The sequence below is a fragment of the Aeromicrobium fastidiosum genome, from assembly GCF_017876595.1.
GTDB lineage: Bacteria > Actinomycetota > Actinomycetes > Propionibacteriales > Nocardioidaceae > Aeromicrobium > Aeromicrobium fastidiosum.
In genome coordinates this window covers 2,957,657-2,974,272 of the sequence record NZ_JAGIOG010000001.1, presented here as the reverse complement: position 1 = coordinate 2,974,272, position 16,616 = coordinate 2,957,657, and the positions used below count along the sequence as shown (strand labels likewise).

At 68.7% G+C, this 16,616-nt stretch carries 16 protein-coding genes; 5 read left to right on the top strand and 11 right to left on the bottom strand.

Going from position 1 to position 16,616, the window contains the following annotated elements:
* Positions 1-30: 30 nt before the first annotated feature.
* Complete coding sequence (locus tag JOF40_RS14775) at positions 31-423, top strand: RNA polymerase-binding protein RbpA (protein WP_129184159.1); 393 nt, start codon at positions 31-33, stop codon at positions 421-423.
* A 56-nt stretch (positions 424-479) separates the two neighbouring features.
* Here the strand turns inward: JOF40_RS14775 and lnt are convergent, their stop codons facing one another.
* Both lnt and JOF40_RS14765 read right to left on the bottom strand, forming a co-directional pair.
* Positions 480-1,973, bottom strand: coding sequence for an apolipoprotein N-acyltransferase (gene lnt / locus JOF40_RS14770; protein ID WP_129184161.1), 1,494 nt, complete (start codon positions 1,971-1,973; stop codon positions 480-482).
* A complete protein-coding gene (locus tag JOF40_RS14765) occupies positions 1,970-3,049 on the bottom strand; it encodes a M24 family metallopeptidase (protein ID WP_129184163.1) in 1,080 nt (359 codons plus the stop codon). The genes lnt and JOF40_RS14765 overlap by 4 nt, the downstream gene beginning before the upstream one ends.
* A gap of 109 nt (positions 3,050-3,158) precedes the next feature.
* Between JOF40_RS14765 and JOF40_RS14760 the strand changes: the two genes are divergently transcribed.
* The 4 genes from JOF40_RS14760 (at position 3,159) to JOF40_RS14745 (ending at position 6,405) form a co-directional block, all read left to right on the top strand.
* Positions 3,159-3,539, top strand: a complete 381-nt coding sequence (locus JOF40_RS14760) for a PLD nuclease N-terminal domain-containing protein (RefSeq protein WP_223148478.1) — start codon at positions 3,159-3,161, stop codon at positions 3,537-3,539.
* A gap of 22 nt (positions 3,540-3,561) precedes the next feature.
* Positions 3,562-4,467: a 5'-3' exonuclease gene (locus JOF40_RS14755; protein WP_129184167.1), complete on the top strand. Its 906-nt coding sequence runs from the start codon at positions 3,562-3,564 to the stop codon at positions 4,465-4,467.
* A 74-nt stretch (positions 4,468-4,541) separates the two neighbouring features.
* Positions 4,542-5,786, top strand: coding sequence for an HNH endonuclease signature motif containing protein (locus JOF40_RS14750; protein ID WP_129184169.1), 1,245 nt, complete (start codon positions 4,542-4,544; stop codon positions 5,784-5,786).
* 76 nt (positions 5,787-5,862) lie between these two features.
* A complete protein-coding gene (locus tag JOF40_RS14745; RefSeq protein ID WP_129184171.1) occupies positions 5,863-6,405 on the top strand; it encodes a hypothetical protein in 543 nt (180 codons plus the stop codon).
* Positions 6,406-6,408: 3 nt separating this feature from the next.
* On the opposite strand, the gene JOF40_RS14740 is transcribed toward JOF40_RS14745, so the two are convergent.
* The 9 genes from JOF40_RS14740 to JOF40_RS14700 all read right to left on the bottom strand — a co-directional run bounded on the left by JOF40_RS14740 (position 6,409) and on the right by JOF40_RS14700 (position 16,537).
* The gene (locus tag JOF40_RS14740) at positions 6,409-9,135 is read right to left on the bottom strand and encodes a DEAD/DEAH box helicase (RefSeq protein WP_129184174.1); all 2,727 of its coding nucleotides are present in this window, start codon (positions 9,133-9,135) and stop codon (positions 6,409-6,411) included.
* Between the two features lie 9 nt (positions 9,136-9,144).
* Positions 9,145-10,026, bottom strand: a complete 882-nt coding sequence (locus JOF40_RS14735; RefSeq protein WP_129184176.1) for a YegS/Rv2252/BmrU family lipid kinase — start codon at positions 10,024-10,026, stop codon at positions 9,145-9,147.
* Positions 10,027-10,029: 3 nt separating this feature from the next.
* The gene (tatC, locus tag JOF40_RS14730) at positions 10,030-10,887 is read right to left on the bottom strand and encodes a twin-arginine translocase subunit TatC (protein ID WP_245343142.1); all 858 of its coding nucleotides are present in this window, start codon (positions 10,885-10,887) and stop codon (positions 10,030-10,032) included.
* Between the two features lie 3 nt (positions 10,888-10,890).
* Entirely contained in the window at positions 10,891-11,130 is a 240-nt protein-coding gene (gene tatA, locus JOF40_RS14725; protein WP_129184178.1) for a Sec-independent protein translocase subunit TatA, read from the bottom strand.
* The gene (locus JOF40_RS14720; protein ID WP_129184180.1) at positions 11,130-12,104 is read right to left on the bottom strand and encodes a helix-turn-helix transcriptional regulator; all 975 of its coding nucleotides are present in this window, start codon (positions 12,102-12,104) and stop codon (positions 11,130-11,132) included. Before JOF40_RS14720 ends, tatA begins: the two co-directional genes overlap by 1 nt.
* Positions 12,101-13,072: a helix-turn-helix transcriptional regulator gene (locus JOF40_RS14715; protein WP_129184183.1), complete on the bottom strand. Its 972-nt coding sequence runs from the start codon at positions 13,070-13,072 to the stop codon at positions 12,101-12,103. The genes JOF40_RS14720 and JOF40_RS14715 overlap by 4 nt, the downstream gene beginning before the upstream one ends.
* Before the next feature lie 12 nt (positions 13,073-13,084).
* Entirely contained in the window at positions 13,085-14,017 is a 933-nt protein-coding gene (locus tag JOF40_RS14710) for an FKBP-type peptidyl-prolyl cis-trans isomerase (RefSeq protein WP_129184185.1), read from the bottom strand.
* A gap of 68 nt (positions 14,018-14,085) precedes the next feature.
* Positions 14,086-15,447, bottom strand: a complete 1,362-nt coding sequence (gene pafA / locus JOF40_RS14705) for a Pup--protein ligase (RefSeq protein ID WP_129184187.1) — start codon at positions 15,445-15,447, stop codon at positions 14,086-14,088.
* 58 nt (positions 15,448-15,505) lie between these two features.
* Positions 15,506-16,537: a hypothetical protein gene (locus tag JOF40_RS14700; RefSeq protein ID WP_129184189.1), complete on the bottom strand. Its 1,032-nt coding sequence runs from the start codon at positions 16,535-16,537 to the stop codon at positions 15,506-15,508.
* Positions 16,538-16,616: the final 79 nt, after the last annotated feature.

Genomic DNA, 16,616 nt, shown 5'->3' with positions numbered 1-16,616 from the left:
CATTGGTAAGGCACACGAAAGGGGACGCACATGGCTGAACGTGCATTGCGAGGTGCTCGACTCGGGACGCAGAGCTTCGAGGACGAGCGCGGAGTCGAGATGGCTCCCCGACAGCAGGTCGAGTACGTCTGCGCCGACGGCCACACGTTCACGGTGGTCATGGCCGACGAGGCCGAGATCCCGTTCGAGTGGGAAGACCCCAAGACGGGTCAGGTCGGACAGCTGGCTCACGGTGTCAAGCCCGAGGGCAAGGCCGAGAAGCCGATCCGTACGCACTGGGACATGCTCTTGGAGCGTCGATCGGTCGACGAGCTCGAGGAGATCCTGACGGAGCGGCTCGAGCTGCTCCGCGGCGGCGAGATCGGTCCGCCGCACCTGCACCGTCCGGCCAAGAAGTCGGCGGCGAAGAAGAAGACCGCCTAGGTCACGCGTCACCAAAGGCGACGTACGACAGGGACCCCGGCTCCGGCCGGGGTCCTTCATCGTCTGCGGCGCGTGCCGAGCCACCAGGCACCGAACCCGCCCGCGACGAGCAGCCACTCGAGGTAGCGGCCGATGACCAGGGCCGGAGTCGTGCCGGACGCCAGGGTGACCTTCGCGCTGATCGTCGCCGGTTGGTGCAGGGGCGCGCGCTCGACACTGCGTCCCGACGGGTCGACGACCCCGGAGATGCCGTTGGTCGACGGGACGACGACCCAGCGTCCGGTCTCGATGGCCCGCAGCCGCGAGATGTCCCACTGCTGCTCGGGCTGGGAGGTGCCGGTGAACGCCGCGTTGCTGGTCTGGACGACCATGAGCTGCGCTCCCCCGTCGACCGCCCGGCGGGTCACGCTGTCGTAGGCGATGTCGTAGCAGATCGTGTCACCGATGCGGGTGTCGCCGATCGTGATGGCTCCCGGCTGGTCACCGGGGAGCATGTCGCGCGGGATGTCCCGGGCGAGGCGGTTGACGATCACGCCGGCCTGCTTGCGGAACGGCACGTACTCGCCGAACGGGACGGGCTTGAGCTTGTCGTAGCGGTCGCCGGGACCATCGGCCGTCCAGACGACGCCGGAGTTGCGTGCGGTCTCGACCGTGGGGCCATCGAAGATGCCGCCGACCAGGATCGGTGCCTTGAGCAGCGCGGAGAGGTTCTCGATCTGCGACCGGACGAGCTCGTCGTGGTACGGGTCGATGTCGGTCGCGTTCTCCGGCCACAGCACCATGTCGGGCTGCGGCACGTCGCCGTCGCGGATCTTCTCGACCAGGCGCGCGGTCTCGGCGACGTGGAGGTCGAAGATCTCTCCGCGCGGCCAGGTGAGGAAGACCCCGGGTACGTCGCCCTGGACCAGCGCCACCTGACGCGTCCCGTCGGCGCCTGCGATGCCGGTCGGCAGCAGCACCCCGATGCCCAGTAGCGCCGCGACGCCGGCTCCTGCGGCGGCACGTGCCCGAACCCCGGGCCCCAGCACGACGATCAGGACCAGCGCGGCGACGACGAACAGCACGGCGCTCGTCCCGGGCATCGCCACGAGTCGTGCGTACGACGAGAACGGCGTGTCGATCGAGGTGTGCGCGAACCGTCCCCACGGGAACCCCGTGAACGGGAACCGGCCACGGGCCCACTCCCCCGCGACCCACACGGCAGCGCCCCACAGCGGCCATGCCCGCAGACGGACGGCAGCCCGCAGGGCGAGCATGATCGGGACGAAGAACAGCGCCTCGGCCAGCACCAGGCCGATGTACGCGCCCTGGCTCACGGCGTTCATCCACCAGATCAGCGGACCCATGAAGCCGAGCCCGTACAGGAGACCGGCCACGGCGACCGTCCGCTTGCGAGCGTCAGACAGGCCCCGCGCGACGCCGATCAGCCCGGCGACGCCGACGACCATCGCGAACGGCGCACCGACGGGGTCGAAGTTGAACGACGAGACGACGCCGAGCGCCGCCGCGGCCGGCCAGGCGGCCTTCCACCCCAGCCGGCGGGGCGTCACAGCGCGACGAGCCCGCGCGGAGTGTTGTTGAGCACCTCGAGGCCGTCCGCCGTGCAGACGACGATGTCCTCGATGCGCGCACCGAAGCGTCCGTCGAAGTAGATGCCGGGCTCGATCGAGAACGCCATGCCCTCCTCGAGGACGAGGTCGTTGCCCTCGACGATGTAGGGCTCCTCGTGGGTCTCCTGCCCGATGCCGTGGCCCGTGCGATGGATGAACAGGTCGCCGTAGCCGGCGTCGGCGATGATCCGGCGCCCGACGGCATCGACGGACTCGGCGGTGACCCCGGGTCGCGCGTGCTCGAGCTGCGCCCGCTGCGCCTCCTCGAGGACGGCATACGCGTCGGCGTAGGCGGGGTCGACCGCGCCCCCGGCCAGGTAGTTGCGGGTGCTGTCGGAGCAGTAGCCCGACGGCATCGTGCCGCCGATGTCGACGACCACAGGGTCTCCGGCCTCGATGACGCGGTCGGACAGCTCGTGGTGCGGGGATGCCCCGTTGGGACCGGAGCCGACGATCACGAAGTCGACCGTCTCGTGACCCTCGTCGATGATCGCCCGGGCGATGTCGGCACCCACCTCACGCTCGGTGCGGCCGGGACGCAGCCACTCGTCCACGCGGCCGTGCACCCGGTCGATCGCGAGCCCCGCCTGGCGCAACGCGTCGACCTCGTCGGCGTCCTTGCGGATGCGCAGCTGCTGCACGAGCCAGCCCGCGAGCACCTGGTCGGCGGTCGGGATGGCCTCGCCCAGCGCGAACACCCGCGAGGCCCACATGTGGTCGTCGACGCCGATCGTGCCCGCATCGCCGACCAGCCCGGCGACCAACGCGAACGGATCGTCCGTCTCGCCCCACGTGGCGATCTCGACGTCGACCCCGGACGCCTCGGCGGCGTGACGCTCCAGCGCCGGCACGACCAGCGTCGGATCACCGTGCGCGGGCAGCACCAGGCACGTCAGCCGCTCGAGCGGAAGGGCCACGTAACCCGTGAGGTAGCGAAGATCCGCGCCCGGGGTGACCAGGAGTGCGTCGATGCCGTTGGATGCTGCCAGCTGCTGTGCCTTGCGCCATGTGCTCACGCGTCGACGATACCGGTGGGATCATCGTGGCCGTTCTCGTGCACGCGACCCTCGCGGCCTGACAGGATGTCCTGACCGACGACGAGCTGGGAGACGCGACGTGCTGTACATGGACGGGCTGCTGAGCGTGGTGGTCCTGGGGCTGTGGATCTTCTGCCTCATCGATGTGATCACGACCGACGAGAGTCTCTGCCGCAATCTCTCCAAGACCATGTGGGTGCTGCTGGTGCTGTTCCTGCCGGCCGTCGGCTCGCTGGCGTGGCTCATCGCCGGTCGCCCGCAGGCACCCGCTGATCTGCCCTACAAGGGCAACCGCGGCACGGCTGTCCCGGCGGTGTACGACCGCGAGCGTCCCGCCCACCACGTCGACCCCGATCCCGATGCGGAGGCCGAGTACCAGCGGGCGCTGCGAGCCCGGGCCGAGGAGCAGCGTCAGGCCTACCGCGCCAGGCAGCAGCGCGAGCTCGGCGAGGGACCCCGCGAGTCGTAGTCGCGGCCTCTAGGCTCGGGGCATGTCCCAGACCCGCGGCCGTCTTCTCCTGCTCGACAGCGCGAGCCTGTACTTCAGGGCCTTCTTCGGCATCCCGAAGACGCTCACGGCACCCGACGGCACAGCGGTCAACGCCCTGCGCGGCATCCTCGACTTCACGTCGTCGCTGACGACGCAGTATGAGCCCGAGGCCGTCGTGGCGTGCTGGGACGACGCCTGGCGCCCCCAGTGGCGGGTCGACCTCGTCGACACCTACAAGACGCAGCGGCTCGACGCCGACGGCGGCGAGGCCGACACGACCGACGGCCTGCTCGGGCCGCAGGTGCCGCTCATCGCGGAGGCGTTCGCGCTGCTCGGCATCCCCGTCGTGGGCGCGGCTGATGCGGAGGCCGATGACGTCATCGGCACCCTGGCCACGCTGTGGGACGGTCCCGTCGACGTCGTGACGGGCGACCGCGACCTCTTCCAGGTCGTCGACGACGCCCGCGACGTCCGCGTGCTCTACGTCGCCAAGGGCGTCTCGAAGCACGATGTCGTCGACGACGCGTGGATCCGCGCCAAGTACGGCATCGGTGCCGCCGACTACGTCGACTTCGCCGTCATGCGGGGCGACCCGTCCGACGGCCTGCCGGGTGTCGCCGGCATCGGCGACAAGACCGCCGCGGCGCTGATCGAGGAGTTTGGCGACCTCGACGGCATCATCACCGCAGCCGGCGACGACTCCTCGTCGATCAAGCCCCGCGTACGTCAGTCGCTGCTCGACTCGGTCGACTACATCCGTGCGGCCCGCGAGGTCGTCGCGGTCAAGCGCGACGTCTGCGAGATCCCCGCGCTCGACGGCGCGGTCGACACGGACGGTTTCACCTCGTTCGGCACCACGTGGGGCCTTGGCACCGTCGCTGAGCGGGCGCTGAAGGCCCGCGGCTGACTCCTTTTCTCGAGGTGTGGAAAGCGCTGGGATGGCAGAGTTTTTCTGTCGGTGGTGGCGTCTAGGTTGGAGGTATGTTCGAGACCATGGCACCGGGACGGGTCCTGGATGAGGTGCGTGGTTTCGACTTCGACGCTCTGCCGGTGATCGAGGCTGGCCATGAGCGGGTCGAGGCGATCAAGGCCCTCGACCGTGCTGCGCGGGCGGCGCAGGCTGAGCAGGTCCGGCAGATCGTCGCGCTGCTCGACGAACGCACCCAGCTGATGGTCGGTGCTGGTGATCCGTGCCTGTCGGTGATCGGCGAGGTCTCGATGGCCCGGATGATCGGCCCGACTGCAGCTGGTACCCAGCTCGAGCTCGCCATGGGCATGGACCGGTTGCCGCAGGTGTTCGCCCTGTTCGCTGACGGGACGATCAGCGAGGCCACCGCCCGCGCCGTCGCCCGCGAGACCCAGAGCCTGCACGTCGACGACATGGTCGTGGCCGATGCGGAAATCGCCGGCAAGATCGTCGGGATGACGACCGTGCAGGCACGTCAGTGCGCCGCACGTGTCGTGATCGGCATCGATGCTGAGGCCGCGTACGAGCGGTCGCGTCGTAACCGTGCCGACGCGAGGGTGACGATGGCCCCTGAGGCTGATGGGGTCGCGACGATGATTGTGCGTGGCCCGGCCGAACAGATCCTTGCGGCGTACAAGACGCTGGACGACTGGGCCACAGGTCTCCGGTCGACCGGTGACCCCCGCACCCGTGGCCAGATCATGTGCCAGACACTGGTCGAGCGAGTCACCGGCCTGGCCTATGCCGACGGTGCCGATGTCGAGCTGCAGCTCGTGCTTGACGCCAAGACCCTCCTGGCGGGGCCCGATGGCGACACCCCGGTCGAGCTGACCGGTTACGGGCCCATCGCGCCTGATGTCGCCGACGACATCATCGCCAGAGCCAAGACCGCGTCGGTCCGCCGGTTGCTGGTCGACCCCGTCGACGGCACCCTGCTCGTGCGTGAGAAGCGCCGCCGCCGCTTCGACCGCACCACATCGGCCCACGTCCGAGCCCGTGACAAGTACTGCCGCCAACCCGGATGCGACCTCGCAATCCGCGACGACGACCACATCCGATCCCACCAACACGCCGGCCCCTCCATCGCCGACAACGCCCAAGGCCTCTGCAAGAGGTCCCACACCATCAAGCACCAACCCGGATGGCAGGTCACCGGAGACGGCAAGATCACGAAGTGGACCACCCCCACCGGCCACACGTACACGTCGACCCCACCACCCGTCCTGCCCGGACGAGACCTCGGGCACCTGCGCCAATAAGGAGCACTCAAGCAGAAACACCACACAAAGCCAGCCCGGACGCTGGCATCTGAGTCACGTGAGAAACACTCAAGCGGTGCGCAATCGTCTGATTCACTCCTCGTGGTGGGTGCTGTCGCTGGTCTTCGGATCGATCTATGGCACCGCTATGACGTTGTACTCACTCGTCGCCGAGTCGGGCGGTGTCGCCTCCAGCGCCTTGGGGGGCCTTGTCGGCGGAGTGATCTTCGGGGCCTTCATGGGTCCTGTGACGGCTCGTCAAGCACGTCGGCAACGGTCGGCGATCGGCGACATCTCCCCGCATCAGGTCAGCGCCGTGATGCGGGCATCGAGGCGTGGGCCTGTCCCAGTAGATCCGGAGCTCCGTGCAGCTGCTTTGCGCGCCGCAACCCATCAGCTGGACGCCAACCTCAGGCAGCGCACCTTCGGCTCAGTCCTCTTCGCGGCGCTGACGGTAGCGTCGATCGTCTTCGTGGCAGACAGTCCGTGGTGGTTGCTGGCCACGGGGATCTTCCTGGCCCTACTGGCAGGTCAGTGGCTGACGCCCAGAACTATCCGGCACCGCATCAAGCTGCTCACGTCGAGCAGAGACGAGATCCTGCACCGCGACGATAGCTGAACATCACGCGTTCATGCTGGTGTAGCTCACGACGCCGTGGCGCAGCAGGTCGAGCGAATCGCGGGCGGTGTCGCGCAGCGGTCCGGCACCGGCGGCATCGGCGATCTGTGCGGTGACGTCGATGAGCTGCTTCATGGCCCGCACGAAGTCGCCGGCCGCGAGGTCCATCTCGCCGAGGACGTCGTCGAGCGTCGCGTCGTTGCACCACTGCCAGACGGCCTGCGAGAAGCCGAAGTCGGGCTGGTGCAGGAACTTGACCCGGTGCTCGCGCTCGAGCTGCTGGAGATCGGTACACAACCCGGACATCGTGGCGGCGACCTCCCGCACGTGCTGGGTCGGCAGCCGTGGTGCCGGCACGTCCTCGGCCATGCGCGACTGGTAGGTCAGGCCGCTCACGACGGCGGCGAGCTCGGCGGCGTCGAGCCCGTCCCACACGTGCTTGCGCAGGCACTCGCTGACGAGCAGGTCGACATCGCTGTAGAGCCGCTTGAGCTTCTTGCCGTCGGCCGTCACTTCGTCGCCGTCGAGGTAGCCCAGGACGTCGAGCACCTCGCACACGCGGTCGAACTGGCGGGCCACGGTGTTGGTGCGCTGCTCGATGCGTCCCCGCTGGTTCTGGGTGTCTCGCTCGAGCTTGAGGTAGCGCTCGGCCCAGCGTGCGTGCTTCTCGCGGTCGGGGCACTGGTGGCAGGGGTGGTCGCGGATCTTCTCGCGGATCGCGCCGATGCGCGGGTCCTCGCGGGACGGCTGCGCCCGGTTGCGCTTCTCCTGCTGCCACGCGACGCCGTCGGCGCGCTGACGCAGGGCCGAGGCGAGATCGCGGCGGGACTGGGGGTTGCGGGCGTTGAACGACTTGGGGATGCGCATCGTGGTCAGCGGGACGACCGGCACCGTGAAGTCGATCATCGCGAGTCGCCGGGCGTTGCGGCTCGCCGTCAGCACCATGGGGCGTGGTCCCTCGGTGTCGGTGACACGGCCCGGGTCGAGCACGACGGCGATGCCGGCGTACTTGCCGACCGGGACGTGGATGACGTCGCCCGGTCGCAGCGTGACCAGCGACCGCGCGACGTCCTCGCGCTCGGACTGCCGCCTGGCCTTCGAGCCGGACGCCTCGATGTCGGTGAGCTCGCGGCGCAGCGACGCGTACTCCATGAAGTCGCCGCGGTCGCACACGACGTTCTCGCGGTATCCCTCGAGCGTGTCGTCGGCCTTGCGGATCGTGCGCGCCATGCCGACGACCGCCCGATCGGCCTGGAACTGGGCGAACGACTGCTCGAGCAGCTCACGGGCCACACCGCGGCCCACCTGGCCGACCAGGTTGACGGCCATGTTGTAGGAGGGGTGGAAGGAGGAGTTGAGCGGATACGTGCGGGTGCTGGCCAGGCCGGCGACCTGCTTGGGGTCGAGGCCTGGCTGCCAGAGCACGACGCCGTGCCCCTCGACGTCGATGCCGCGGCGCCCGGCGCGGCCCGTCAGCTGGGTGTACTCCCCCGGCGTGATGTTGGCGTGCGTCTCGCCGTTCCACTTCGAGAGCTTCTCGATGACGACCGACCGGGCCGGCATGTTGATGCCCAGCGCGAGGGTCTCGGTCGCGAAGATGACCTTGACGAAGCCGGCGCTGAACAGGTCCTCGACGCACTCCTTGAACGTCGGCAGCATGCCGGCATGGTGCGCCGCGATGCCGCGGGCCAGGCCGTCGCGGAACTCGTAGAAGCCCAGCACGTGCAGGTCTGCCTCGGGCAGGTGGGCGCAGGCGGCGTCGACGAACGCCGTGATCTCAGCCTGCTCCTCGGGCGTGGTGAGCGAGAGCCGCGCGTCGAGGCACTGCTGCACCGCGGCGGCGCAGCCCGCGCGGCTGAACACGAAGGTGATGGCGGGCAGCAGGCCCTCGGCGTCGAGGCGTTCGACGACGTCGACCCGGCTGGGCGTGCGGTTGCGGCTCTGAGGCCGGCGTCCGCCCTTGGCCTTGTGCCCCCGCATCGTGCGGGTCAGCTGCCAGTCCTCGCGGGCCAGACGCTCGAGCGCCTTGTTGACCTCCACGCCTCGGTCGTCGGGGCTGGGCTCGAACAGCGGGAACATCTTCCGTCCGACCAGCACGTGCTGGTGCAGCGGGATCGGCCGACGCTCCTCGACGATCGTGACGGTGTCACCCCGCACCGCGGTGAGCCAGTCGCCGAACTCCTCAGCGTTCGACACCGTCGCCGAGAGCGCCACGACCGACACCGACTCAGCCAGGTGGATGATGACCTCCTCCCAGACCGCTCCGCGCGTGCGATCGGCGAGGTAGTGCACCTCGTCCATCACGACGTAGCCGAGCGTGTCGAGCGTCCGCGAGCCGGCGTACAGCATGTTGCGCAGCACCTCGGTGGTCATGACGACGATCGGCGCCTCGCCGTTGATCGTGTTGTCACCGGTCAGCAGACCGACGTTCTCGGCCCCGTAGCGCTCGACCAGGTCGGTGAACTTCTGGTTCGACAGCGCCTTGATGGGGGTCGTGTAGAAGCACTTGCGGCCGGTCTGCAGGGCGAGGTGCACCGCGAACTCGCCCACCAGGGTCTTGCCGGATCCGGTGGGTGCGGCGACCAGGACGCCGTGCCCGTCCTCGACGACCTTGCACGCCTCGACCTGGAAGCCGTCGAGCCCGAAGTCGTAGAGCCCGCGGAACTCGGCCAGGTGCGGATACTGCCTGCTCGTGCGGGACTGTGCGTACTTCTCCGCCGGGCTGCTCATGGCTCCAGCCTACGCGGGCGGGCGAGGCACGAGGACGTGCAACGCGCCCGGTCGGACGGTCGTGGTGAGCGGCAGCGGCCCGAGCCGTTCGCCGTCGCCGTAGGCGACGATGCCCGGCGACGACAGCGTCACCTCGCGCACCAGGTGGCGCTCGAACTCCGGCAGACGGACGTGGGTGCCGCGGTAGAGCTGCGGGAACACGCGCAGCAGCTTGCCCTTGCTGACGGGATTGATGACGACGACGTCGAGCAGGCCGTCGTCGATCACGGCACCCTCGCAGATGCGCAGGCCACCGCCGAACGACGGTCCGTTGCCGACGGCCACGAGCATCGCCTCGCGCTGGATCGTGCTGCCGTCGAGCGTCAGCGTGAACTCCAGCGGCTCGAACGCGCGCAGCTCGGCCACGATCGCCAAGTTGTAGCGCATGTTGCCGCGGGGCCACGTCATGTCGTTGGCGCGCTCGTTGACCTTGGAGTCGAATCCCGAGGCGATCACCGTCACGACGTCGGTGGTGCCCGTGCGAGCGAGGTCGATCGTCCGCACGTGTCCGGCCAGCAGCACGTCGATCGCTCCGTCGACGTCCTTGGTCGGGATGCCGAGCGCACGGGCCGTGTCGTTGCCGGTTCCGGCGGGGACGAGTCCGAGCACGAGCTCGGTGCCGGCCACGAGGTCGAGGACGTCGTGGACTGCTCCGTCCCCGCCCACGACCACGACACCGTCGACGCCCGTGTCGATCGCCTGCCGGAGCAGTCGGAGCGCCGACGGACCGTCGGACCCCTCGATCAGCTGGATGTTGTGCCCGGCGCGAGCCAGCCGCCCAGCGACGCGATCCGCGATGGCGGGCGCGCGTCGCCGTCCGGACGCCGGATTGACGACGAGGGCGAGGCGCACAGGTCAGTCGCGCAGGTCGGACGGGCCGCCGAGCTCGGCCGGACCGTCGATGGGTGCGGCCTCGTCGTCGGCGACACCGGCATCGGCGATCTTGCGACGCTTGCGGTCGGTGAGCTTGGCGATGACCTCGGAGATCAGGTACAGCACGACCATCGGCGCGGCGAGGAACAGCATCGTCAGCGGGTCGGTCGTGGGCGTGGCCACGGCCGCGAACACGAAGATGCTGATGATGGTCCACGGCCGGGCATTGGCCAGCTGGACGGCACTGACCGCGCCGATGCGGTTGAGGATCACCACGATGAGAGGAATCTCCGCGGCGACGCCGAACACCAGCATCATCCGGATGATGAAGTCGAAGTACTCCGCGCCCGTGACCAGAGAGCCGAATCCCTCGGGCACGAAGCCGATCAGGACGTCCATCGCCTTGGGCAGCACGACGTAGGCCAGGGCGGCACCACCGACGAACAACGGCGCGCCCGCCGCGGTGAGCAGCGCGGCCCACTTCTTCTCGTTGCGGTGCATGGCCGGCAGCACGAACGCCCAGATCTGCCACAGCCACAGCGGGCTGGAGATCAGGATGCCGACGACCAGCGAGATCTTGAGCTGGAACTGGAATGCTCCGCCGATGCCCGTGATGACGATATCGGTCTCGATGCCCCGATCGGCCAGCAGCGGGCGGATGTCGTTGTACGGCTGGGTGAGGAAGTCGAGGATCGGCTCGTACGCGATCCACGCGGCGATGGTGCCCAGCAGGATCGCCAGGACCCCACGGGTCAGTCGCGTGCGCAGCTCACGCAGGTGTTCCATGAGCGGCATCGAGCCGCCCGGTGCGGGAGCAGGCTTGCCGCTGGTCAGCGCCAAGCGTCAGGCCTGTTCGCGCTTCTTGTCGGCCTCGGCGGCTTCGACGGCCTCGAGCGACGCCGGACGGACCGGCTTCGTCTCGGGCTGCTCGTCGTCGTCGTTCATGGCCTTGACCTCGGACTTGAAGATGCGCAGGGCCTTGCCTGAACCGCGCGCGAGTTCGGGGAGCTTCTTGCCGCCGAACAGCAGGAGCACGACTCCCAGGACGATCAGGATCTCGGTGGGACCGATCTGACGGAACATCATGACTCCTTAGGGACGACGTCATCACTGTACGCCTGCAGGGCCAGCCGGGCGTCGTCAACCACCTGTGAACGCAGTGTGTCCGGTTCGATCACCGAGACGCTGCCGGCGTTGCGGAGCACGAGCCGGCGCAGCCACGACCAGTCGGCCCCGTAGATCTTGGCCCGCCAGATGCCGTCGTCGTCCTGCGAGACGAGGTCGACCTGGTAGTACTCGGTCAGCCAGTGCGCCTTGGGGTGGAGATCGACCACGACGAACGGGGTCTCCTCCCCCACCGTGAAGAACCCCTCGGACAGATCGCGCGGGGCGTCGTCGTGGTCCTCGGCGTCGACCGCGAGCACGTCCGCCGAGACGATGCGGTCGAGGCGGAAGAACCGCATGTCCTCTACCTTGAGGCAGTAGGCCTCGAGGTAGAGCTTGCCCTGCTCGGTGAACAGTCGCTTGGGGTCGACGTCGCGATCGGACCGCTCGTCGCGCGAAGCCGTCGCATAGGTCAACGCGAGCCGCTTGCGGCCCGTGAGGGCCTCGACGATCGTCCCGTGGATCGCGGGGTCGACCTTGTCGAGCAGCACGTCGACCGACGCCGAGACGGTGTCGCCGACGGCGCTCTCGAGCTTGGCCAGGGCACTGTCGATGACGTCGACCTCGAGGCCGCTGGCGGACGCCCGCAGCGTGCGCAGCGCGACGATCAGGGCGATGCCCTCACGCGCGCTGATGCGCAGCGGACGGGTCATGAACTCCGCATCGCGGATGTGGACGATGCCGTCCTGCTCGAGCGCCGTCAGGTCGAAGTCGATGAGCTCGCCTGCGTACTCCCCCGTGCCGGTGTACATCAGCAGCCGCAGGTCGTCGCGGATGACCTTGGGCGTGACGCCAAACTCGGCGGCCACCTCGTTGACGGGGACGCCGTCATTGCCCTGCAGGTACGGCACGAGGGCCAGCATGCGCACGACCTGTTGCCGTGAGCGGCTCATGACCGTCCCTCCAGGCGTCCGGAGACGGCCGCGGTGAGTCGGTGGACGACCGCGTCGCGCACGTCCCGCGGCGACACGACGACGACGTCGGGACCGTGGGAGGCGACCTCGGAGGCGAGCTCCCAGGGGGACGAGTAGCGCAGGTGCACCTCGTCGATGCCGTCGCCCAGCGGGGTGACCTTCTCGGCGATGCGGCGCAGCGACTGCCCGCGACCGGTGCGGACGTGGAGGACGGCCGCCGTCTCGGGCTCGGGCGGGAAGAGCTCACGCGCGATGGTCTTCATGTCGACGCCCTCGGGCACGTCGTACGAGCCGGGCTCGCCCTCGGTCGTCACCTCGCCGATGACGCGCGACAGCCGGAAGATGCGCGGCGCGCCCCGGTCGAGGTCATGACCTCCGACGTACCAGCGGTCGTGCCACGAGAGGATGCCCCAGGGCTGCAGGTGCCGCTCCATGGCCTCGGCTCCCGGCCGGGCGTAGTGGAACGCGATGGGGATGCGGCGGGTCGCGGCGTCCCACATCGCGTCGAAGGACGGCTCGTCGGTCGACAGCCGCGGCTCGGCCATGCGCAGGACGCTGGTGTCGACGTCGACACCGATCGCCTTGAGCTTGACCAGCGCCGTGGTCGACTCGCTGGCCAGACCGGCGTGCTCCCAGACCTGGGTGGCCAGGCCGATGACCGCGGCCTCCTCACGCGTCAGCTCGAGATCGGGCAGCTCTGCCTCGTCGCGGCGTATGCGGTAGCCCGGCTCGTCGTTGAAGTACTTGTCGATCGACCCGGTCTCGACGTTGATGCCCAGCTCACGCAGCTCCTCCTTGTCGCGCTCGAACTTGCGGTCGAACGCCTGGGGAGTCGAGTCGCGGTAGTCGGCGATCGACTCGCGGATCTGTTCCTTCGTCAGGTACTGGCGACTGACCAGCAACGCGAAGATGAGGTTCATCAACCTCTCGGTCTTGCGCTCGGCCATAGGAGGAGGATGTCAGGAAGCGTCGAGCAAGTCGATCGCGAAGAGCAGCGTGTCGCCCGCCTTGATGTCGGGGCTGCGGTTGGCGTCGTTCGGATCGTCACCGTAGGCGACGTCCGAGGGGCACACCAGGACCACGCGGCTGCCGATCTTCTGACCGGGGAGCAGGTCGTCCCAGCACTTGATGAGAGCGCCCTTGCCGATGGGGGCGATGAACGCGTCAGGACGCGACCACGACTCGTCGAAGATCTTCCCGTCGGGGTAGACCTGACCGACGTATTCCATGCGGACGGTCTGGCCGGCCTCGATCGCGGGCCCGTCGCCCTGGATCACCACGTGGGCGCTGGGGTCGCTCTGCTGGGCGGCGGTGTCGGCGGTCTTCTTGAAGCCGCTGGGGTGGTTGTCGGCGTCGAGGACGATCTTGGGGAGGTCCTTCGGCAGCTTGACCGCCGCGCCGGAAGCCTCGGGGGGCACCGTGGAGTCGATGTCGAACAGGAACACGATCGTGTCGTTCTTCTCGATGTCGAGCTTCTTCTGGGCCTGCCCGAAGCCGTCCTTCGGCGAGATGGCGACCAGCACCCGGCTGCCGATCTTCTGGCCCTCGAGGCCCTTGATGAATCCCGGGAGGATCTTGCCGTCGATCAGGTCGACCGTGTACGGCTTGCCGGTCGTGAACGAGCTGTCGAACTGCTTGCCGGTGCGCCCGTTCACAGCGACGTAATTGACCTTGACGGCCTCGCCGGAGACGACCTCGGCCCCCGTGCCCTTGGTGAGCACCTTGGTCTCGGTCTTCGCGACCGAGAAGCCCTTCGCGACGGTCACCTTGGGGGTGTCACCGCTGCTGACCTCGACGTCGCCGAGGCTGCCGACCGTGGTGTCGGTGTCGCTGCTGCCACATCCCGCGAGGAGCAGGGCGGCAGCGGCTGAGACCAGCAGGATGCGACGCACGTGGGACGTCCTTCGATCGAGGGCACAGAACGCCGATCAGCGTATCGGCCTCTGCCAAGGCCGGGACGTCACATGCCGTCGATGAGCCGCTGCACGCGCTCGTCCTCGGAGCGGAACGGGTCCTTGCAGAGCACCGTGCGCTGCGCCTGGTCGTTGAGCTTGAGGTGCACCCAGTCGACCGTGAAGTCGCGGCGGCGCTCCTGCGCACGCTTGATGAAGTCGCCGCGGAGCCGGGCGCGCGTGGTCTGCGGAGGGATCGACTTGGCGGTGAACACGTCGAGGTCGTTGGTGACCCGCGCGACGGCACCCTTCTTCTCGAGCAGGTAGAAGATGCCGCGGTCACGGCGGATGTCGTGGTACGCCAGGTCGAGCTGGGCGATGCGTGGATCGCCCCAGCCCAGGCCGTTCTTGGTGCGGTAGCGGTCGAGCAGCTTGTACTTGATGACCCAGTCGATCTCGCGCTCGACGAGCGACAGGTCCTCGGACTCGACGGCCTTGAGCGTGCGCTCCCACAGGTCGAGCACCCGGGTGATGGTGGGCGTGTGGAGGCCGTGCTTGTCGACGAACTCGGCGGCCTTGCCGAAGTACTCGGCCTGGATCTCGAGGGCCGACAGCTCGCGGCCGTTGGCCAGCAGCACCTTGCGGCGTCCTGTCATGTCGTGCGAGATCTCGCGGATCGCCCGGATGGGGTTGTCGAGCGTCATGTCGCGCATCGACACCCCGGCCTCGATCATCCGCAGCACCAGGTCGGTCGTCGCGACCTTCAGCAGCGTCGTGGTCTCGCTCATGTTGGAGTCGCCCACGATGACGTGCAGGCGGCGGAACCGCTCGGCGTCGGCGTGGGGCTCGTCGCGCGTGTTGATGATCGGGCGCGACCGGGTCGTGGCGCTGGAGACGCCCTCCCAGATGTGCTCGGCGCGCTGGCTGACGCTGAAGACCGTGCCCCGCGGCGTCTGCTGCACCTTGCCGGCTCCGCAGATGATCTGCCGGGTCACGAGGAACGGGATGAGGACGTCGGCGAGGCGACTGAACTCGCCTTGCCTGCTGACGAGGTAGTTCTCGTGGCACCCGTACGAGTTGCCTGCGGAGTCGGTGTTGTTCTTGAACAGGTAGATGTCGCCCTCGACGCCGTCGTCGGCGAGTCGCTGCTGGGCGTCGATCATGAGGCCCTCGAGGATGCGCTCACCCGCGCGGTCGTGCGTGACGAGGTCGACCAGGTCGTCGCACTCGGGCGTCGCGTACTCGGGGTGGCTGCCGACGTCGAGGTAGAGCCGCGCTCCGTTGCGCAGGAACACGTTGCTGCTGCGCCCCCACGACACGACCCGCCGGAACAGGTAGCGCGCGACCTCGTCGGGCGACAGGCGGCGCTGACCCTTGAACGAGCAGGTCACGCCGTACTCGTTCTCGATACCGAAGATCCGCCGGTCCATGACGTCAGCCTAGTCCGGTGTCGTGCGCCACGCGGGTCGACGCGCGAAGGTCTCCGGTTCAGCCCACTTGGCGGCCCGAGAGCGTCAGGCCCACGCTGCTGCTGTACAGGTCTGTGCCCTTCTGGTCGCTGAAGGTTCCGGGCTCGCCGACCCGCCCCGGCCCCTTGGCCATCGGACGGATCGTGATCCAGTCGAGCAGCGCACGGTCGCCGTCGGGCGTGTTGGGGCTTCGGTAGTTCTTCACGATGACGGTGAATCGATGCTCCACGGTGTCACCTGCGGCGACTGGATCGCCGAAGGCCACCGATGACGCCTCGGGAGCCGCGTAGCCCCAGAGATTCGTGCTGGAGTACTCGCGGCACGTCGGATCCGAGGAGAAGTACTGCTCCACGCGGACGCGGTCGTCGTCGCGCGTCGGTGGGGTGCCTGCACCGGAGTAGTCGCCGTCGATGTGCTGGACGATGAAGGCCGCGCGGATCGAGGTGCCGAAGTCAGCCGTGGTGGCAGTCGCCCTCAGGACGCCGGGCACGGCGATGTCGAGAGCAGGATCGAAGTCGCAGACGCTGCCGATGACGTTGTCGCCGTTGACGCCGCCCTCCACGGGTTCCTTGACCGAGATCTCGAGGTCGTAGCTGTATCCGTCCTCCGTCGCGTAGTCCCATCGCGATGTCCCGGCGACGGCAGGCTCCGGTGCCGGGCCGAAGGCGAGGGGCACCGCCAGGTCGCCATCGCCGGTCATCGTGACTGTCTCGGTGAGGTCCGAGATCAGGGCCATTCCTGGTGGAACGGTCGTCGTGTCGATCGCGATCCGGTAGTCACCCGCCTCCAGCTGCACGGACGCGGTCCCGTCGTCGGCGGTGACCTGCGAGCCCACTGACGTGCCATCGGGCGAGACCACCGAGAAGGCCAGGTCAGCCACGGGCTGGTCCAGGGCCTCTGCCGGACTGGACGACGTCGCTGTGACGTTGAGAAAGGACGTGACGTCCTTCGACGACGAGTCGTCGGACTGCCCTCCGCCGGTTGACCCGCACGCTGCAAGGGCCGTCATCGCCGCCAACGCTGCGAGCACGCTCCTGAGACCGTCAACCATGTCCATCCTCCTGCCAGATGTCGCATCCACGACGCCTCGCACGCTACTGAAGGCGGACGTCGTCGGGGCGCAGACAGCC